This is a genomic window from Paenibacillus sp. fava2, from assembly GCF_058313675.1.
On the sequence record NZ_CM177755.1, the window covers coordinates 1,667,587 to 1,690,882 of the forward strand.

Genomic DNA, 23,296 nt, shown 5'->3' on the forward strand with positions numbered 1-23,296 from the left:
AATCCCTGTGATTGTAACATAGCGTCTATTATAATACTATATATGTAACAAAATAGATAAATATGTATAATGAAATATGAAATGGTTGAAAAGTATATTAATTTCTATAACTATCATTTCCATGTAGAATGAAAAAAATGGATTAAATTGATATAATCGAAAATAAGTTCATTGAAATGTATAAAATTACCTGATACTATTTATGTAATATATAATATATAGTTCCATATTAGTAAGTTGAAAGCAAGTTGGCGATTGTAATTCACAACAAAATATACTTTTAATTTTTGAAGAATATTTAAAAGACTGCTGTCAGTTGAACTTATTTGAGGAAGTGTTGATTATTGAATGAAAAAGTGGAAGCAAGGACATTTGATCTAGATGACAAGGCATGACGTATTTCGTGCGAACCCTTATGTCTGATTTTCTGTTAATGGAAAGAGAGGATGCTGAGTTTACTTCCAGCATTTACGTTGGCCATTTCGAAGATATACAAATGTTAGAGGAATACCCTATTTGGCATTTTGAGGAGCGGAAACGGTTTGAGGCTTATCAATTTCCTGTAAGGCGTGAGTCTTACATTATGGGCAGATACGCAGCAAAAAAAGCCATCATGAAAGCAGTAAATGATTTAGCTGGGTTTTTGGATGAAATCTGGATTTCTGAAGGCATCTTCCATTTTCCTGTGGTGGTTAATCCTAATATTCAAAATTTAAAAGTGAGTATTTCTCATAGCGGGTCGTATGCAGCGGCAATTGCATTTCCAGAACAACATCCTATGGCTATTGATATTGAGATGATGGACAGGTTTCAAGACAAGGAGAAGACAGAAGCAATCAGAACCCAAATGACTTCTCTCGATCTATCCTGGCTGAAAGCTTATCCACGGCAAACTAATGAAATACTTGGTTTATTATGGACAGCCAAAGAGGCATTATCCAAAGTACTCATGACAGGACTAATGACATCCTTTGCTTTATATGAAATCAACAACATCGCATATCTTTCCGGCTACTTTATTAGCAGCTTTACACATTTTCCGCAATACAAAGCGGTTACATTTTTTATTCATAATTCAGTGATTTGTTCAATTGTTATTCCCAATAAAAGTTCGTTGAAACAACATCTCTTCTAAGGTGGGGATCTCAATTACTGCCACTTATGATGTACATACACTAAAAGTTGAACATGGGATTTTTAAGAATTTCTGTTACATCATTATCGATAAAGTAACCCGTATGACGGCCATAGTGGATCCTGCCTGGGAGTTGGACAAAATTGAGCAGCGATTATTACAAATCAACGCTTCGGTTGCGGCTGTTTTACTGACCCATACCCATTTTGATCACGTGAACCTTGTTCCTGAGTTGGAGAGACGTTACTATCCTAGAGTATATTTGTCGCGAGAAGAAGCTGAAAGCTCTGGCTATAATTGCAGCAACCAGGTTCTATTAGAAGATAACCAGTCTTTTTATTTAGGGCAAACTTTGATTAGATGCTTGTTAACACCAGGACATTCGGAGGGCAGCATGTGTTACCTTTTAGAGGATTGTCTTTTCACAGGAGACACTGTATTTATCGAAGGATGCGGGATTGCCGAAGCGCAAACAGGAGCGGCTGGAAGACTATATAACAGCATACAGAAAATAAAACAAAATGTTGATCAGACAGTACAGATATATCCCGGACATTCTTTTGGAAAGTCTCCCGGCTATCCATTATCTTATTTGTTGGAGAATAACATTTATTTTTTGCTAGAAACAAAAGAACACTTTGTTCAGTTTCGTACTCGTAAAGGTCAAAAGGGAATCTTTCGTTTTCAATAAAAGCCACTGCGGAGGTTATGAATTTGACTAGGCTAACTACCTTCTTATTCTCTGGTCAGGGCTCGCATTATCGGCGTATGGGTGAGTCTTTATTCAGAAAAAATAAAATATTTCAGCATTCTATGCTGGAGATGGATAACATTGTGAAGACAATGACGGGCTTTTCTGTAGTTGACAAACTATATAATAATGATCAAATTTCCGAACCATTTGAAAGACTGCTTGAAACGCACCCCGCTATATTTATGGTTGAGCACGCTCTTCAGTATACACTTAGGCAGAGTGGAATTATCCCGGATGTGGTTGTTGGTGCCAGCATGGGGGAATACGCTGCTGCAGTATCAGCAGGAGTATTAGAGCGTGATGATGCCCTAAAGACATTGGTTACAATGGCTCAACTAACAGAATCCTTCTGTAGTAATGGCAGAATGCTAGCGGTTTTCACTAATTCATGCTTCTTCTATGAGGGACAGAACATTTTTGCGAATAGTGAACTGGCAGCGGTGCATTTCGATGATCATTTCGTTGTTACGGGAGATAAATCAACAATTGAACAAATAGAGATGGAACTGGACTCAAGGCGGATTATGCATCAGTTATTGCCTATAAACTATTCTTTTCACTCATCCAAAATGGATGTGATTCAACAAAAATTCCTGTCGTTCCTGAAGAAACTACCTATTCATAGCGCAGACATCCTTTTCTATTCATGCGAGAGTGGCGGTGAATTACCGGTTATCACACCGGAACACTTTTGGGATGCTGTACGTAAGCCTATCCAGTTTGAAAAAACCATCAAAGAGCTCGAAGCTTACTATTCCTGCAATTATATAGACGTGGGACCCGCAGGAACACTCGCAGGTTTTGTTAATAAACTGATTTCCCTACCCTCATTATCTGTTTGTCATCGTATTATGACCCCTTTCCATCATGATGATCTTCAACTCGAACAAATCTTAAATAAACAACGAGAGGAGATACAAAAGCCTATGCTAGCATATATTTTCCCTGGACAAGGTGCACAAAAAGTAGGAATGGGGGCAGACCTGTTCGACTTTTTTCCTGAAAAGGTGGCAAGTGCGGACAGGATTCTTGGTTACTCTATTCGTACTTTATGTTTAGAGGATCCGGCCCGGCAATTGAATCAGACAGAGTACACACAGCCAGCTCTTTATGTGGTTAATGCATTGCATTATGAAAAAACTATACGTGAAACCGGTAGATATCCTGATCTTGTGGCAGGCCATAGCTTGGGGGAATATAATGCACTGTTGGCAGCTGGAGTTTTTGACTTTGAGACAGGTCTTCAACTGGTCCAAAAACGTGGTCAATTAATGAGCCGTATGATGGGTGGTGGGATGACCGCGATTGTTGGTTTAACGGAAGAACAAGTCAATGATATTTTACATAATCATAATCTGGGTTCAATTGACATTGCGAACTTGAATGCGCCAACGCAAATCGTTTTGGCAGGTCCAAAACAAGACATGGAGCTAGTTCAACAACTATTTGAAAAAGCAAACGCAGAGTTAGTATTGCCACTAAGAGTCAGCGGCGCATTTCACTCTCGTTATATGTCAGAAGCTCGGACGGAGTTTGAAATTTTTCTTAAGTCAAAACCTTTAAGCGAACCACAAATCCCCGTAATTTCTAATGTTACAGCACGTTATTATAATTCCGGAACAATCAGAGACTTATTAGGCGAACAACTAACGAATCCTGTGAAATGGACCGAATCAGTCAGAGTTTTACTGGGGATGAACGATCCGCAGATTATTGAGATAGGGCCGAGTCTGGTGCTGACCAAACTTGTAGAAAAAATAAAAAAAGAAGCTACGCCGATCATTTTAGATAAAGAGCCATTACCAATATATGCTCCAGAACATGAAAAATCATATAACAATGACAATTCATCTACTTCGGGTACTCCCAAAAAGATCATGAGACACATGATTCAAGCCGAAGCTTTAGGTGACCCATCATTCCTTAAGGAGTATGGGGTAAAGCTGGCATACATAACCGGATCTATGTATAAAGGGATTTCTTCAGAACAAATGATAGTACGGCTTGGCAAAAATGGCTTGCTCGGATTTTTTGGTTCGGGAGGTCTGGGTTTGGAACGTGTAGAACAGGCAATCCGGTACATTCAAAATGAATTGCGATCAGGGGAACCTTTCGGCATGAATATCGTGCACAACCCTTCCAATTCGTCATTTGAAGAAGACACAGTGAATTTATATATGAAACACGGCATTCGTTTTATGGAAGCCTCTGCCTTTATGAGTATAACTCCAGCATTAATCTTGTATAGAGCAAAGGGGTTACGCCGTCTGGAGAACGGTGAAGTTTTGGTTCCTCGTAAGCTTATAGCAAAAGTTTCTCGTCCAGAGGTGGCAGAAGCATTTATGAGGCCGGCTCCAGAGCAGCTGGTCGATAAATTACTGGCTGAACAGAAAATATCCTGGGAAGAAGCTGCATTGTTGCGGAATCTGCCAATGGCTGACGATATCTGTGTTGAAGCAGACTCAGGCGGTCATACGGACCATGCCGTTGCGCTAACTTTATTTCCATCTATACAGCGTCTGAGGGACGACTTAATGAATGAATATAATTATTCCAAAAACATTCGGATTGGGGCCGCTGGTGGTATCGGCACACCAGGGGCCGCGGCTTCAATGTTTATGATGGGAGCGGATTTCATACTAACGGGTTCCATTAATCAATGCACAGTAGAAGCAGGCACAAGTGATGTGGTTAAGGATCTGCTGAATCAGATGAATGTACAAGATACTGATTCAGCTCCGGCCGGTGATATGTTTGAAATCGGTGCTAAAGTGCAAGTTTTGAAAAAAGGGCTGTTTTTTCCCGCTCGAGCCAATAAATTATATGATATTTATCGTCATCATGATTCCATTGAAGATCTAGATGAAAAACTGCAGCTTCAATTACAAAATCGCTATTTTAAACGCAGTTTCGAAGAGGTTTACCAGGAAGTGAAGGCTTATCATACACATGAAGAGATTGAGAAGGCAGAACAAAATCCAAAACATAAGATGGCCTTAATCTTTAAGTGGTACTTTGCATATTCCACTCGAATAGCAATGAGCGGAGAAACGGAACACAAGGTTGATTTCCAGGTTCATTGTGGTCCAGCCCTTGGAGCATTTAATCAATGGGTAAAGGGTGGCCTCCTTGAATCATGGAGAAACAGACATGTTGATGAAATAGGCATACATTTAATGAACGAAACGGCTAACTTGTTGTCTGAGCGATTGTTGGAATTCACTTCAGTACAGCAGGTAATAGCAGGGGGGGACTGATATGGCAAAAGAAATAGCAATCGTAGGGATGGCGGGTCGTTTTCCCGGAGCAGAAGATTATAATTCATATTGGAACAATCTTGTTGCGGGCGTGAATTCTATTAAAGAAATCCCCCGTGAGCGTTGGAATATAAACCAATATTATTCGCCTCAAATTGAAGCCAATAATAAAAGCATAAGTAAATGGTGCGGCATTATCGATCGAGCGGAATATTTCGATAATGCCTTCTTTAGCATATCACCTCGTGAAGCCAAAAATATGGATCCCCAGCAGCGGCTGCTTTTAGAGGAAACGTGGCACTGTATTGAGGATAGCGGTATTTCCTTGAGCGCATTAAAGATGAATAAAACTTCAATTTATGTAGGTGTTATGACAGGAGACTACCGGCAGAAAATTACGGGACCGGAATATGATGTTGACAGCTATGCCAGCCTTGGTAACTATGAGGGGATGTTAGCAAATCGTCTTTCGTATGTACTTGGATTGACTGGTATTAGTTCAGTAATTAATGCTGCCTGTGCTTCATCTCTTGTAGCCATCCATGAAGCTAAGAAGGCACTGCAAAACGGAGAATGCAGATATGCAATTGCCGGAGGTGTAAATCTAAACCTGCATCCATGGAAATACATCTCATTCTCAAAGTCAAGGATGCTTAGTCCAACAGGTCAGTGTAAGACATTTGACAAAGAAGCTGACGGATATGTTCCCGGTGAAGGAGTTGGGGTATTGCTTCTTCAGCCTCTTGACGCAGCTCTTCGTGAAGGCAATCATATCTACGGTCTCATAAAAGGCTCTGGTGTCAATCACGGGGGACGGGGGTTATCTATAACTGCTCCATGTGTAAAAGCACAGAAAGAAGTAATTCTGGCCGCTTATCGGGATGCGGAGATAAGTCCTGAAACGGTTACATACTGGGAAGCTCATGGTACGGGAACCTCACTTGGTGATCCGATTGAAATTGAAGCTGCAAGTCAGGCGGTAAGAGCGTACTCAGAGAAAATCGGCTACTGCAGCATTGGTTCTGTCAAGACGAATATTGGTCATCTTGAAGCTGCAGCAGGTATTGCCAGTGTTATCAAGGTGCTGCAGATGATGAGACATGGCTTAATTCCCGGGATGCTGAACCTTCAGCACATCAACCCCCTGATCAATTTTAGCCGGACACCATTCGTGCCAGTGCAGAAACTGACAAATTGGACAAGGCAAGCACCATCTGATCCCCTACGGGCAAGTGTAAGTTCCTTCGGTTTCGGAGGGGTGAACTCACACTTGATTCTTGAGGAATATATCGAAATGCCCGGCTTAAATGTTAAGGTTATTGATAATATGCCTGAGCTGTTCACCATTTCTGCTTCTAATGAGGACGGATTAAAGCGACAGGTGGCCAAGTGGGAAACCTTTGTTGCAAGTGAAGAGTATGAAACCACATCGTTAACTAACATCTGCCGGACCCAATTGCTGGGCCGCCAACACTACTCACTTAGAAACTGCAAGTGGGTAAGGAATAAGGATGAATTAGCGTCTTTCTTGAAGGTTGCAGCACAAACTGCCACTAAAAATAATCCAAAGCCGTGGGCACTTAAGATAGGACAAATCATTTTTTGCGGATATCATGATCTGAATGGATGGGATACCGAGAAGAAACAACTAAAAGAATTACTAAATTCTGTTGGTGGACATGCATTATGGCGGCGGTTTCAGATGCACCCTTGGCCGGAAAAATATAATTTTGTCTTTTCAGCCTTGGTCGGGTGCAAATGGATTCTGAAATTGCAGAAGTCAGGGTTGAAAGTAGATCTGATAACAGGGGAAGGAAATGGACTTTATATCAGTTTGGTTATAAGTGGCATGATGTCTGAGCTTCAATTGGCAATGATGCTCAGTGATAAATTCCCGGTATCAGCGGAGACTCTAGTCCGCCCTAGTCTTACTTTTCTCAATCCTGTTAATGGTGAATCGTTTCAGCCGTATCGTATAGACGCTGAATATGTGCAAATGCTTTTCCAAGAAGGACTTTCTTGTGTGCCCATTGATTATCCTGATGTCATGGCAAAGGCTCGCGTGCTTTTTGAATCACAACACACATTTATCAATTTTCTGCTTGAATGGGATACCATTCTAAAGCAGCAGAGAAGATTGGTGAGTGAACTTTTATACAGTGATCAGCTCTCAGATAAAGAGCAGAGGCTAATGTACATTATTATACAATTCGCTCTACGCAAGGTTAACCGCAAATGGAGTCTGCAAGTATCCGGGTACCAGGAATATACTCAAACTGAAGAACTAGTGACATTAATCGCAGAAGAGATTCTCCCCAAAGAGACAGCAGTCACTCTAATTCTATGTGATGAGCCTAACTGGGATGAAGCTGTCATCCAGCTGCAATCCCGGCAGTCTTTGTTAGCCGGAAAACAATTAAAGCTGATGCAAGAGAGAAACAGTAGCCTGACTGAGGTGCCGGATATCAACCGATGGCTAAGAGAGGCGGAGTCAGGGATAACTCCTCAAATTCACCAAAGTCATTCAGTATTACAGATAGGCTACTTAAAAGAAGAGGCCGGTTCTTCCATTCAAGAACAGATTATCGTCTGTAAGTCGATTGTGAACATTCAACATTCACTTGAGGAAATCTTAGCAGGCTTATGGGTATACGGCGTTGACATTGATTGGACTCAAGTATATCCGCAAAATTCGTATCAAAAAACCGCTCTGCCGAAGTATGAGTTCGATCGAAAGTTTTTTCGGCTGGAACCAGCTAGAAACGTAATTGATTTGGACATAGAACAGAAGAAAAGTTGTAGCGCAGAAACGGATAAAAGAGGGGATCCGGGCATGGACACTAAACAGGATAACAGATTGTTTCAAGAAATCGGGAACTTTATAAAAGCGATTTTGGCTGACAAACTAGATCTTCCCTTAGAAGAACTGCGTGGAGATATCCGATTCGAAGCTTATGGAGTAGACTCGTTCGTTATACACGAATTTAATCGACAACTTGAACTTACCGTCGGATCGCTTCCAAAGACACTCTTATTTGAATATGACAATATCGACAGTTTATCAAGGTATTTAGCGGATAGTCACCAGGAAAAATTCAGCCGCATCCTCATTAACAAAGCTCTTGAGCAGCAGTTGAACCATGCAAAGGTGGAGAACGCCACAGAGGAAGTGGCAAGAAACTACTCTAACACAGCAGTTCTTCAAGAACAAGCTGAACAAACAAACGATATTGCAATTATTGGAGTGAGCGGTCGATATCCTGGTGCTGATCATTTAGATTCATTCTGGGAATTGTTATGCCAAGGGCGTGATATGGTCACCGAAATTCCAAAGGAACGGTGGGATTGGCGTCAGTACTATGACCCGGATCCTTCAAAATCTGCTGAAGGAAAGTCTTATTCCAAATGGGGAGCTTTTTTGACTGATGTGGACAAATTTGATCCTCTCTTTTTTGGGATCTCACCCGCCGAAGCGGAGACGATCGATCCTCAGGAGCGTTTATTTCTTGAGACAGCCTGGGCAACGTTAGAAGATGCCGGGTACACACCAGAAGAACTTCGTGCGACTATCGATCGTAAGGGAAGAGCTGATGTCGGCGTTTTTGTGGGAGCAACGACTTTTTCTTACTCGTTGTGGGGACCAGAACTATGGAAAATGACTAAGCCGGATGGAGAAACGGTAATTCCTACGTCGCTCCCTTGGTCCATCTCCAATCGGATTTCATATCTATTGAATTTTTATGGTCCCAGTATGACTGTTGATACAGCATGTTCAGCATCTCTTACTGCGATTCATCTCGCTTGTGAGAGCGTTCTAAGAAGAGAGTGCTCAGTAGCATTGGTAGGAGGAATAAACCTATATTTGCATCCATCTAAATATGTATGGTTAAGCCAAATGCGTATGCTGTCTCCCTCGGGAAAATGTCATAGTTTTGGGGCTGCAAGCGACGGATTTGTACCTGGTGAAGGAGCGGGGGCTATTCTCCTCAAACCATTACCGGAAGCTGTCCAGGATGGGGACCGCATTTATGGAGTGATTAAAGCGACATCCATTAATCATGGTGGCAGAACTAACGGATATACAGTGCCAAATCCAAATGCACAGGCTAATCTTGTGTCTGCGGCTCTTACAAAAGCAAAGGTAAATCCAGGATCAATTTCTTACATTGAAGCACATGGGACAGGTACAGTACTAGGTGACCCTATCGAAGTAGCTGGACTTGCGAAGGTCTATGGGAAAAAAGCTGAGAAAAACTCCTGTGCCATTGGCTCTATCAAGAGCAACATCGGACATTTAGAAGCGGCCGCAGGAATCGCAGGGTTAACCAAGATATTGCTGCAGATGAAGCATCGTCAATTGGTTCCGTCACTTCATGCGGAACAGTTAAATCCTAATATTTCATTCGGTGACACTCCTTTTTTCGTTCAGCGTGAACTTACTGAATGGAAACCGGACCAAGGTCCGCTTAGGGCGGGAATTAGTTCCTTTGGGGCCGGAGGGGCGAATGCTCACGTTCTTATAGAAGAATATTTGGAACCTTCTTCCTGTAATACCTCAGCAACCTTTGAAGAAAAAGAGGATCCTTGCCTGGTTGTATTATCTGCATCAACAGAAGAACGTTTAAAGGTGTATGCATCACAATTGTTAGAACATATGAAGAAGCATTCTTTGAATGTTAGTGATGTCGCATACACTCTTCAAATTGGCCGTAAAGCTTTGGAACATCGTCTTGCTGTAATCATTCGAAGCAGGGAAGAGCTGGTGCACAAGTTAGAAGAGTTCATAAATCCATATGAAAAAAAAGTGATAGATTTACTCTTTACAGGTGAGGTCTTATCATCAAAAGCCAATAATGTGAAATTAGAATTACTAAACAAGCGGGATGAAGCAGATTTAATTAATATTGCTGAAAAATGGATAAAGGGAGGGCGTTTCGATTGGAAGCAGCTTATTGGTGATCGATTACCCTGCAGAGTCTCTCTCCCAACGTATCCATTTGCTCGAGAACGATATTGGATTCCTGAAACCGATTCGGTATCAAATCATCCATGTTCTTTTAATGAATACAAGGCAGTATTTAATTTAGCATTACTGGAAGAGGCCACATATTCGAAAGCGGAGATAATGAACTGGACGTTTTCAACCACTCTTGTTGGGAATGAACACTTTATATCCGATCATTATGTGGGAAAGAGAAAGATCCTTCCAGGAGTAGCATATGTGGAAATGGCACGGGAAGCCTGTGAGAAACTCGGAAGGGGAATCGTCTCCAAAATAAAACAAATTGTGTTTATGAGCCCCATAATAATTGAGGAATCCCCCATTCAGCTTTGGATATCGCTCCAAGAAGAAGGTGGGACACTGAATTATATTATTTACACGTTTAATAAAGCGGGTGAAAAAGTTACACATGGACAGGGAGAAATTGAAGTTGTGGACGCTCCTGTTGAAGCACCTCCAGCAGTCGATATTCAGGAAATTAAGAACCGGTGCAATATTAATTTTCTGAATAAAAGAGAAGTATACCGCCACTTGCATCTAATCGAACTGAATCTCTTAGAAAGCTTCCAAACCATTGACCATCTCGCAATAGGGGAAGAGGAAGCGATCGCGTTAGTTGAATTACCTCAGCGTTTGCTTAATGAATTCAATCCTTATACTCTCCAGCCCGTACTAATGGACGGAGCACTTCAGGTCCCTCCAGCTGCCAGAATGCGTGGAGAAGAACCTATGATTCATTTACCATATACAATTTCAGAAATTTCACTGTATCGTCCTTTATCACAAAAATTATATTCCCATACCAAACTTGCGAAGTCGAAGTCAGGCCGTCAGCATGCTATGTCTAGATTTGATGTGAATTTGCTTGATGAGGCAGGTCAAGTATTGGTAACTGTCAAGGGATTTTTAGCCAGACCTGTGAAGCCTGATGAATTTCTTGTCAAAGAACCTGAAATTGCACATTCTTCTGATATTACTTACTATGAACCAATGTGGGTACAGGAAGAACTAACAACAAAACATCTGCCGCCTTCAGAACTTGGAAACTGGTTATTATTCAGTCGAAATGAGGTGCTTGGACATGCAATTCAGAAACAACGGACTTGTATCCTTGTCACACCAGGGAACTGTTTTGATCAGGCGGGTGCTCAACATTTTCGCATAAATCCCCAGAATCCTGAGGATTATGGAAGGCTGTTGGATTATATTCCGTGGGTCCCGAGCCTCATTATATATGATTGGGGAGAGCCGGATTTAGCAGCCGATGGGATTAGAATACAAAAGCAGTTGGATAAATCAGTCTATTCTGTTATTTATCTAATGCAATATATAACCAAACAGAAGATGAAAGAAGAGATTCGCTATTTATATCTTTACCATGAGGACAAAAATGGAATTGAGCCTGTTTATGCAGCACTCAGTGGACTCATGAAAACTCTACATTTAGAGAATCCGCGCATCCATGGATGTACGCTAGCAGTAAGCAAGGAAGTCAATATTATTAATGTGTTGGAATCAGAATGCAGATTTAAAGAAAAAGCAGGAACCAAGATCAAATATGCAAATGGACAACGCTTGATACAACGGTTTAAAACTGTTGAATTCAATAATGCGTCCTCTTTCACTTCTGAATTTCCAGGAATACGCCCCAATGGAGTATATCTTCTAACAGGGGGACTGGGTGGTCTGGGGCGTCTATTTGCTGAAGAACTAAGCGCACAAGCTAAAGATACTACAATTATTCTGACAGGGCGAACTCCGGAAAATGAAGATAACCATTTATTAATGAATCAATTACGCTCACGAGGAGTTAATCTGCATTATTTGGCTGCCGATATCTCTGACCGCAATGAAGTATTTCAACTCGTCAGTGAAGTGAAGCGGCGGTTTGGCCGTATTCATGGTGTACTGCATGGTGCGGGTGTTATTCGGGATACCTATTATTACCGTAAGACGGCAGCAATGATCCAAGAGGTGATTGCACCAAAGCTCTTTGGCGCGGTTTGGTTGGATGAAGCCATGTCGCAAGAAGATTTGGACTATTTCATTTTATTCTCCTCAAGTTCAGCTGTGTTGGGGAACTACGGACAGACAGACTACGCGTTCGCTAATCATTTTTTGGATACATTTTCCGAATGGCGTGAAAAAAAACGTTTGGGTGGAGAGCGGAAAGGAAAAACACTGTCATTGAACTGGCCGTTGTGGCGGGCGGGAGGAATGCGTGTTGACGAACAGACAGAAGAACAATTGTTGCGTCAATTCGGCATGAAACCAATGTCTACCTCCACTGGCCTGAAGACATTTGAAAAAAGTCTGAACTTTGAGGGAGCCCAACTAATGGTGATGGAAGGCAATCCTTTGATAACGAATGACATCTTGCAGATAATGAAATCTGAGCACGTTGTTGAATACGAACAAAGTGATGTGGTTGAAGGATCACGACAATCGATTGGGAATTCTGCCTGGATTCAAGAATTGGAACAAAGTGTGACTCAAATGGTTTCGCAATTGCTCAAAATTCCAGCTAATCGCATTCAGTCGGGAAGAGAATTATCTTCCTATGGTTTTGATTCCGTGCGTTTTGTTGAATTCGCCAACACCATAAACAAAGCATTCAATATTAAAGTCACACCGGCTGACTTTTTTGAATACTCCACAATATCAGATTTTATTGGATATATAACAGAGGAATTTGCAGATAACCTAATCTCATTATTCAGTAAGCATAAGGAAACTAACGCTTCGACAGCTCCAGAACCGCGTGTTCAGGCTCCAGTGCCTTCACCACCCGGTGAAGCGGAAAGCAAAGTCGAAGTCAAAGGGAGTGCTGGCCACGCCACAACCAAAGAACCGATCGCAATCATAGGTATGCATGGTGTACTCCCGCAATCGGAGGATCTCTCTCAATTCTGGAAACATCTTATTGACGGATCAGATCTGATCACAGAGGTTCCGGCTGATCGCTGGGATTATAAAGAGTACCTGGGAGATCCCCAAAAAGGTAACAAGACGAATAGTAAATGGGGGGGGTTTATTCCCGATATCGACAAGTTTGATGCCAAATTCTTCGGTATCTCACCACGCGAGGCTGAAATCATGGATCCGCAGCAACGGATTCTCCTTGAAACCGTCTGGAAGACAATTGAAGATGCAGGATATAAGGTATCGGACTTGTCAAAGCTCAAAACCGGACTTTATGTTGGGGCTTCCACGAATGATTATATGGAATTATTAAAAGAAAACGGTGGTGATATACAAGCTTACACTACTACCGGAAACTTTCATTCCATTTTAGTAAACCGTATTTCTTATCTTCTTAACTTAAATGGGCCTAGTTTTCCTATCGATACCGCATGTTCTAGTTCGCTTGTTGCTGTTAGGCAAGCTGTAGAGGGATTATGGAACGGCAGTTGTCAGACAGCTATTGTTGCAGGCGTCAATGCATTATTGTCACCGACAATCTATATTTCGTTTGCTAAAGCTGGCATGCTGAATTCTGAAGGCCGCTGCAAAACCTTCGATCAAAGCGCGAATGGATATGTGCGTGCTGAAGGTGTGGGAGCGATTCTACTAAAACCACTCCGCGAAGCAGAGGCGGCGGGTGACCATATATATGCGGTCATTCGTGGGACTTCAGTAAACCATGGGGGCAAAGTCAGTACTCTGACCACCCCTAATCCTCATGCCCAGGCTCAACTTATTATAGATGCTTTTGAAGAATCGGAGATCGATCCAACGTCTGTCACATATATAGAGGCTCATGGCACGGGAACAAGTTTAGGAGACCCCATAGAGGTAAATGGTCTAAAGCGGGCATTCAAAGAAATCGCCAAACGCCAAAACATCGTCTTGCCCAAGAAAGCGTATTGCGGCATTGGTTCTGTGAAGACCAATATAGGTCACTTGGAGCCAGCGGCAGGAATATCAGGACTGTTTAAAATCTTACTTGCAATGAAATACAAAACTCTTCCAGCAAGTCTGCATATGCAAGAAATTAATCCTTATCTGCAACTGGAGGATAGTCCGTTCTATTTAGTTAATGAAACATGTCATTGGAAAGCTCTTAAGGATTCACATAATCGTACAATGCCTAGAAGAGCTGGTGTCAGCTCTTTCGGATTCGGGGGCGTCAATGCTCATGTGCTGTTAGAAGAATATCAGGAGATTGGACAACAAGATGATGAGGTTAAGGGCCCCGGGATTTTTGTGTTATCCGCAAGAAATAAAGGGCGTTTGCGAGAATATGTAAGCAAAATGCTTGCGCATGTTGAAGAGACTCTACACTCGTCAAAGAAACAGCTAACCACATGCTCTACCAATGTTGTGCGCAGTGAGCTGATAAAGATGATATCTGAGGAAATGGATCTGGAAGAAATCGAAATTCTCTGTGATGAGCCCCTCAGCGAATATGGCTTCGAACCTATTCATTTTTCTTCCTTGCTGGCGCGAATCAACAGTCGATACAAAGTGAACTGGGACCATTCCCATCTGAGGGACTACTCCACGTTAGATTTGATGGCTGCCCAGATTCCCATGATAAAGTCTGATCCATCCGGTAATTTATATAAAGGATCCATACATGACTTATTGTATACGTTGCAGGTTGGCAGGGAGGAGATGGAAGAGCGTTTAGCAATTGTTGTCAACGGATATGATGATTTGGCTGAGAAGTTATCTCAATATTTAGAAGGTGATGAGAGCTCAGAGTCTCTCTTTACCGGAGTAAGTGAGGGAGACAGCTTCAAGGGGATCCATCTTATACTTGAGGGAAGAGAAGGGCGTCAGTTTTTAGAAGTGTTAATCGAAGAACGTAACTGGAGTAAGCTAGCTCAACTTTGGGTGTCCGGCATATCTATAGACTGGTCTATCCTGTATCCCGATTTCAAGCCAAGAAGGATTTCGCTTCCAACTTATCCTTTTTCTAAGGAACGCTTCTGGTTTCGGGCAGTTGAAGCAAAACAGCCGGGATCTGCTAATCTGATACGCTCTACCCAAATTCCTGCAAATCCTCTGGAGGCTAAACTTGATCTTACATCTAGTTTGCAGAACGGACTCACCTTCTATTTCCAACTGAAAGCTAGTGATCCCATATTTCAGGATCATGTAGTCGGCGGGAAATCTATTTTTCCGGGGGTTGGGATTTTTGAGATGGCCCGTTCCGCTCTAAGCATAATTATTCCTGACAGTATTCCAGTCCTGGAAGAAGTAACTTGGTTGCAGCCGTTAACTGTGGAGGATATAAGTGATCTTCAATTCATCCTCTCTGAGGAAGGAAAAGGACGCTACCGTTTCTCTTTACAGCAAAGTACAATGGCTGGCTCAGTTAAATATGTATCTGGGTATGTGTCTAAGCAAGAGCATGTCACGGCTCAGTTTCAAGGAAAAAAAATTCAAGAAATGATCTCTCTTAGTGATAAAAACTACCCCCAAAACGAGTTTTATGCCTTGTTACGGGAGCGTGGACTACAATACGGTCCATACTTTCAGGGAGTCAGTGATCTTTGGGTGTCTGGAGCAGAAAGCATTGCAAAGATTCAATTACCCCAAAGCTATTCTTATGAAAGGGGTACCCTTTTATTTCAGCCTACACTAATGGACAGTGCCCTCCAGACAATCGCAGGGATGATTTTAGCTGATGAGAAGAATGCTGCAAGTGTGACAGTTCCATTTTCAGTAGGCAAGGTGGAATGGTATGCACCTTTATCTGAGATGTGTTATGTCCATACGCAACGTTTAGGAAACGATTCATATGATGTTTCATTAGTGAACAGTAATGGTCAAATTTGTGTTGCTCTGAATCACGTGGTAATTAAACATCTAGGTGTTAAGTCAGATAAGACTATTCCAATAAATGATTTCTTATATGAAGTTGTTTGGAAACCAAAAGTATTACTATCTTCTCAAAAGAAAGAGATAGCTCATGGGAATGGACAAACGATACTTTTGGTAACAAAACCTGGACTGGAAACATGGTCTGATGAGGTTCGCGGCATTCTACAATCAGGAGACATTTATGAAATAGAGCTCGGTCAGCAGACTACCCGAATAAATGATAGAAAATGGATTGTACAGGGAGATGACATGGCTTCATGGAGGAATTGTCTTACGCAGATACCAATGGCATCTATCGTCTGTTACCTTGCAGCTATACAGCAAGAAGCTGTTCTAGAGGAAATCGACCTTACACTTGAAACCAAACAGATCATTCTTCCACTGTTTAATATGTTTAAAGGGTTGAGCGAATGTGATTGGATTCATAAGAACATGGATATGTATGTTGTTACTAATAATGTAGTGAATATCCATCCCGAAGAAAAGATTCAGCCTTTTGGTGCAGGCCTTCATGGCCTTGTAATGTCAGTAGCCAAGGAATATCCGCAGCTAGCTATCCGCTGTATGGATGTATGTGTAGAGGAACCGGTCAGCAATCAGGTGACAGCAATATTCGAAGAACCATCACATCCAAGTGGAGAATTTATTGTAATTCGTAACGGAAATCGTTTCGTTCAAGGATTTCAAAAATCGAACTTACCAATGGCAACCCAATCGCCCTTTGAGCCAAATGGAGTTTATCTGATCATCGGGGGTGCCGGAGGAATAGGTCTTGCCATAAGCCGATACTTGGCAAAAACTGTGAAGGGGAAAGTAATCCTCGTAGGACGCAGCGAATTGAATGATATTCAAAAATGCGAAATTGCTAGAATTAACTCTCTGGGTGGCACTGTTATGTATGAATCTGCAGATGTCTCCAATATAGCTGACATGAAAAGGGTGAAGATGTCAGCAATTGATCGCTTCGGCAAAATTAACGGAGTCTTTCATGCAGCGATGGTATTAAGAGATAGAATTCTTGAACGGATGGATGAAAGTGCATTTCGTGCGGTCTTAACCCCAAAGGTAGAAGGGAGTATAGTCTTGCATCAGACGTTCCGTAATGAGAATCTGGATTTTATGATATTTTTCTCCTCTGCCCAATCTTTTACCGGCAGCCGGGGTCAGAGCAATTATTCAGCAGCAAGTACATTTATGGATGCTTATGCCCGGTTTATAGATCAGCAAGAAACATATCCAGTTTATACAATGAACTGGGGATATTGGGGGGAGGTTGGCGGGGTTGCAACTGAAGATTATCGGGATCGCCTCAGTACACAAGGGATTTATGCGATTGGGACTGAAGAAGGCATAACTGCTATGAACTGCATTTTGTTTAATCGAGCAAAACGCATGCTTGCACTTAAAGCAAGCGAGGCATTTATTGATGATTTGCAAGGAGGTATTCTTTCATCGGAGAATACGGACGGTATTCAAGCATTTGTTGAGCTGGAATCATATGCAAACTCATTATTATTGCAGAAATTTCAGGAGAAGGGACTGCTTCGAGCAGCAGGTGAACATGTTAATTTGGAACGGATGAAGGATCAATGGGGCATAACTTCTGACTACGAACGGCTTCTGCAAGCGATGTTGAGCAGATTGGAGCACGCCGGATTTCTTTCATATAACGGTTTGAATTATGTTTCGACCAGGCGTGTGGAAGAATGGCCGATTAAGCAATCGTTACTTATCCTGGAGACAACAAGCATAGAGTTGGAGCGAACCTATTCACAGATCCGGCCTCATCTTCGATTACTAAAAGTATGTATGGATAACTTGGATACAGTGATTAAAGGGAATACACTTGCAACGGAAATAATCTTCCCTGGTTCTTCTATGGATTTGGTAGAAGGCATTTATAAAGGCAGCTATTATGTTGATGAATGTAATCGTCTCGTTGCTAACTCTGTCCTAGATTATCTGCTAAATCAATCTCAAAAAGGTTTTAAAGATACTGTGAATATTCTTGAAATTGGTGCAGGTACAGGGGGTACAAGCGAAATTGTGCTGAATGCTATAAAAGCTTATGCACCCCACATTCATTACGTCTACAGTGATATCTCAAAAGGGTTCACACAGTACGGTAGCCGTCGCTTTGGGACACAGTACCCATTTATGAGTTTTCAAACGCTCAGTATCAACAATGAGCCTGAGCCTCAAGGATATGAACGGGATCAATTTGATATTATACTGGCAGCTAACGTTATGCATGCTACAAGTGATATAAGCAAAGCTCTTTCACATACCAAAAAGCTGATGAAGCCAAACGGGTTGCTAATTCTGAATGAAGTGACAGAAGTACAGACCTTCCATACGCTTACTTTTGGATTATTAAAAGGCTGGTGGCTTTACAAAGATCAACCGATAAGATTACCTGGCTCCCCCCTCCTTCATTCAAATATGTGGAAGCAGGTATTAAATGATCTGAACTTTGATAGCTTTACAGTGTTAGGAAAGACAACGCTGGAACATCAGCCCCAGCAAGTAATGACTGCAAGAAACTTAAAGGATAGAAATCCAGGAGTTGCAGAGATGCCGAAACTCCTTGTTAAAGGTAATATTTATTCTGAGTTTGAGATTCAGCAAAAGCTTTCAGTTATTCTATCGCGTCTGCTTGGAACGGATATCTCGGAAATTCGTCCTTCCAGTTCTTTTTCCAGCTACGGAGTGGATTCAATAATTGGAGTTGAATTCATTAATGCACTCAATGATGAGTTTACCGTTCGTTTACGTACACTGATCATTTTTGAATACTCAAATATTATAAGTCTTTCAAGGTTTCTGTATGAGGAATTACAGAAGACTATTGTTCAAGAGTCGGCCGCAGCAGTTGAAACTGAAAATTCTATTAACGTTCAGTCTCTAGTGGGGCGTACATCGTTCACAGAGGGCCTGGAAGACCCGCAGACTGACTCCCTGAAGCTTACATCTGAAGCTGTAGCTGATGTTCTTATCAATCAGTTAGCTGTTTCACTGGGGACTGAACCTTCAAGTATCGACCGGAAAAGAACCTTCTCTGAATTCGGTGTAGATTCCATTGTTGGTGTGGAGTTGATTAATATGATCAATGAAACATTCCAACTCTCATTGAAGACTCTTACTATTTTTGACTATTCAAACGTAAATGCTCTGGCAGGATATATTTTTGAAGAGCATGGCGGACGTAACCAAAGATCAGGAAAAATAAACAGAGAAGATTATGTGTTAGATCTGCTGGATAAATTGGAATCAAACGAGTTGTCCATTGATGAAATTAGTAATCTATTGGGAGGTTCTTCATGATAAGCACTTCCGCAAAACTCAAGATCAAAAAAATGATTCAATCAGGGATTATTTCTGAACAGGATGGGGAAAAGCTAATTCATAAAATTGAAAGAGAGATGAAAATCCCCCGTTCCAATCATCTTTCCCCGTTTCAGGCAGTTGTGCTGGAGCGTCCGAGTCATCCAGATGAATTAAGGATACAAGCACAAGAAGACAGGGAACCACAAGCCGGTGAGGTTCAAATTCTGGTAAAGGCATTCCCGGTTAATTTCTCGGATTTCCTGCTTATCAAGGGACTTTATCCGATGATGCCGGAATATCCGTTCACTCCTGGAGTAGAAGTATCTGGTGTTGTTCGGAAAGTCGGTCCCGGAGTAACGCGTGTAGAAGTCGGTGACGAAGTCATCGGAGTAATGCGTTTAGAGTGTGGAGGACAAGGTGCACTCGTCATCACGGATGAAAGTTTGGTAGTTCGTAAACCGCTTCATCTAACACATGAAGAAGCGTGCGGTATACCAGCAGCCTTTCTCTCCATGTACATGGCCTTAGAAAAAGCGGGATTAAAGCCGGGCGAGCGTGTATTTATTTCTTCTGCTGCCGGTACTAACGGGCAAATTGCCGTACAACTGGCTAAACTGGCCGGTGCAGAAATATATGCATCGGCCAGTAACGAGGAAAAGCTGGATAGGCTTCGTAATATGGGGGTTAACCATGTCATAAATTATTTACAACAGAATGTTGTACATTCAGTGCTTGAACAAACCAATGGTCGCGGAGTAGACGTTGTTATTAATACCGTAGCCGGCGAAGCCATTCAACAAGGCTTGAATATTCTTGCTCCAGAAGGACGATATGTAGAAATTGCGGTATTTGGCCTACAGACCTCTGGTGGACTGGATTTTTCTCATCTAGTAGATAATCAAAGTTTTTTCTCTTTTAATGTGAAGAAGTTCATAACCAATCATCCGGAACACCGTATTTCATATTTAGATAAAATGGCGGCGTTTCTTGAACAAGGTTTGGTTAAGCCTTATATCGCCAAAATTTTTCCTTTTGCTGATCTTCATGAAGCATACTCGTATAAACAAAATCGCAAGACGATTGGTCGAGTTATCGTCAGAATGCCTGATGTGGAGAATATTTCACTAAAGCCAGGTCGTCCGGCAGATACTTTCATAGATCTTACTCAGTCTTTGTTCACTCCACCTGTTCATGCTTTAGAGGAGAAGGTGATATCATCCGGTATTAATACTCCTGATATCGCTGTTGTAGGCATGTCGGGTCGATTTGCAGATGCAAATAATATTACGGAACTTTGGAGTAACTTAGTAAATGAGAAAAACTCAATTGTCGAAATTCCGTTTGAACGCTGGGACAACCGTGAGCATTATGACCCGGACCATCAGAAATGGAATAAAACAAACAATAATTGGGGCGGGTTTATGCAAAATGTTGACTGTTTTGACTCCCTTTTTTTTCAAATATCTGGGCTTGAAGCCGAGCAGATGGACCCGCAGCAAAGATTGTTTCTTGAGGAAAGCTGGCGTGCGCTCGAGGATTCCGGATATGCAATTGAAAGTAGCGATCGTATGAATTGTGGTGTCTTTGTAGGAGTGGCAAAAGGGGACTATATTAATAAAATGCATGAATACGGTATGCATACAGAAGCTCAATCTTTTTGGGGGAATGAAAGTTCAATTCTAGCGTCACGTATCTCATACCATTTGAATTTCAAGGGACCCGCAGTTGCTGTAGACACTGCATGTTCCTCATCGCTTACAGCCATTCATTTAGCTTGCCAAAGTCTTCGGTATGGTGAATGCGAATTAGCTGTTGCAGGGGGAGTATTTATATACACTACTCCAGGATTTCTCAAAGTGGCATCCAGTGGAGGAATGTTATCCCCCCGTGGGCAGTGCAGCACGTTTGACAACAGCGCTGATGGATTTGTTCCGGGCGAGGCTGTTGGAGCTGTTGTACTTAAGCCGCTGGAAGCGGCAATTCGGGATCGCGATCAAATTTATGGCGTAATAAAAGGTACAAAAATCAACCAGGATGGCAAAACAAATGGAATCACAGCGCCCAGCGTTCGGGCTCAAATGGAGGTACAGTCAGCGCTGTATCAAGAATATAAACTGGATCCCAGAACAATTAGTTACATTGAGGCTCACGGAACCGGAACGAAACTTGGTGATCCCATTGAAGTTGAAGCATTGACGCAGTCATTCCGGAAATTCACAAGTGAAAATGGATTCTGCGCCATAGGTTCAGTCAAAACAAATATTGGACACACAGCTGCTGCTGCGGGTGTAACTGGTTTGATTAAAATCCTGCAGGCTATGCGTTATAAGCAATTACCTGCTTCCCTTAACTTTAAGACTCCAAATGAACACATTGATTTTGAGAATAGTCCTTTTTACGTTAATACTAAATTACAGAATTGGGAGAGTAACGGGAAAGTCCTTAGAGCGGCCATTAATTCATTTGGTTTTAGTGGCACCAATGCACATATAGTCATTGAAGATTTCCCGCGAATACAATCACCAATCGTTCAGGTGCCTAAATCAAACTATTTGATTCTAATCTCGGCAAAGAGTGAGACAGCACTTCTCAATAAGTGCATTCAACTGGCGGACTGGTTGGAAGGAGAGGGAGGAACTTCTCGTCTGTCTAACATCGCTTATACATTGAATGCTAGACGTAGTCATTTCCAAGAGCGCAGAGCTTATGTAGTCAACAGTAGGGATGAATTGATCATCCGTTTGCGTGAAGATCTGAATAGTTATAGTAAACCTGCTTCTTTAACACATGCTGACGGAGAACAGTTGATGCAGAAATTATTATCTATCCATGGCGAAGCAGCAGCTGAAGAAGAGAAATTGCTGATCCAATTGGCCAACGGTTATGTAACAGGTATGGAACTGGATTGGAATGAGTTGTACAGGAATGCAAATGTTCAACTAGTTTCCCTGCCTGCATATCCATTTGAAGGAGAACGATATTGGGTCCGAAAAGAGCCGTCGTCTGAAGCTCGACACAACAAAATGCAAGTGGATACGCTTCACCCCTTAATTGATCGGAATAACTCGACATTTTATGAGCAAAGCTATACTACAACTCTGCATAGGACCGCCTTCTTTTTAAAAGATCATCAGGTAGGTTCTAACAGTGTTTTTCCGGGAGCATGTTATGTTGAAATGTGTCGTGCTGCTGCGGAACTCGCCGCAGAACGGCGTGTGGTTAGTGTACAGAATGTAAGGTGGATAAAACCAGTAATAGTGAAAGATTCACTTGAGCTGCAAATTCGCTTGATCCCACAAAAGGATAACGTAGAATTTGAAATTTCTACAAAGGCTATGGGCGTGCAAATTCTACATTGTAGCGGTCTTCTTTTGTATGAATCCAGCTCATCCGCAGATAAGGAATATTCGTCCGGAATTACAGTTAATGAATTAGCTAACTTAGGCTCTCTATATTTAGACTCTACTGAAGTATACCCATTGTTCGAACAAAGAGGTTTTTTCTATGGCCCAAGTTTTCGTTCAGTAAAAGCCATTTATAAGAATCATGAATCAGGAGAGATCTATTCGCAATTGAGTTTGCCTGATGCTGCAAGACCTAGTTATGATAGTTTTCCCAATCTCCATCCTTCCATGCTCGATGGTGCTTTACAAGGCGTGATTGCTTTCGTTAACAAGGAAAGGTTACCGGAAGGATACTCCTATCTTCCTACAGGTTTTAGAGAGGCAAAGCTGTATCGGCCACTACCCCAAGATGCAGTTGCCCATATGAGATTAGTTCAGGATGATAAAGAGTATAAACGTTTTGATATATACATTTATGATCATGAGGGCGTACTTGCGATGAGAATACTCACATTTACGATTCAGCTAAGTCCAAAAGTGAATTCAGATTCTGAAATATTCAAGCTGTTACTGGAACTGGAGCGGGGAGAACGGAGTCAGCCCGAAATTGAGAATGCCTTGCAAGGGATAATGGAGGTGTGAGCA

The 23,296-nt window shown here is 41.9% G+C and carries 5 protein-coding genes; all 5 read left to right on the forward strand.

What is annotated here, in order from left to right:
• The first annotated feature begins 415 nt into the window (after positions 1-415).
• From AC4G46_RS07385 to AC4G46_RS07405, 5 genes are read left to right on the forward strand one after another with little or no spacing between them, the layout of a single operon-like run.
• On the forward strand, positions 416-1,135 hold the full coding sequence (locus AC4G46_RS07385) for a 4'-phosphopantetheinyl transferase family protein (RefSeq protein ID WP_491127352.1): 720 nt from the start codon (positions 416-418) through the stop codon (positions 1,133-1,135).
• 13 nt (positions 1,136-1,148) lie between these two features.
• Positions 1,149-1,826 carry an MBL fold metallo-hydrolase gene (locus AC4G46_RS07390; protein WP_491128811.1) on the forward strand — a complete coding sequence of 226 codons (678 nt, stop codon included), beginning with the start codon at positions 1,149-1,151 and terminating at the stop codon, positions 1,824-1,826.
• A 17-nt stretch (positions 1,827-1,843) separates the two neighbouring features.
• Positions 1,844-5,146 (forward strand): ACP S-malonyltransferase, encoded by a 3,303-nt coding sequence (fabD, locus tag AC4G46_RS07395; RefSeq protein ID WP_491127353.1) that lies wholly within the window; start codon positions 1,844-1,846, stop codon positions 5,144-5,146.
• 1 nt (position 5,147) lies between these two features.
• On the forward strand, positions 5,148-19,304 hold the full coding sequence (locus AC4G46_RS07400) for an SDR family NAD(P)-dependent oxidoreductase (protein ID WP_491127354.1): 14,157 nt from the start codon (positions 5,148-5,150) through the stop codon (positions 19,302-19,304).
• Positions 19,301-23,293 (forward strand): beta-ketoacyl synthase N-terminal-like domain-containing protein, encoded by a 3,993-nt coding sequence (locus tag AC4G46_RS07405; RefSeq protein ID WP_491127355.1) that lies wholly within the window; start codon positions 19,301-19,303, stop codon positions 23,291-23,293. Before AC4G46_RS07400 ends, AC4G46_RS07405 begins: the two co-directional genes overlap by 4 nt.
• Positions 23,294-23,296: the final 3 nt, after the last annotated feature.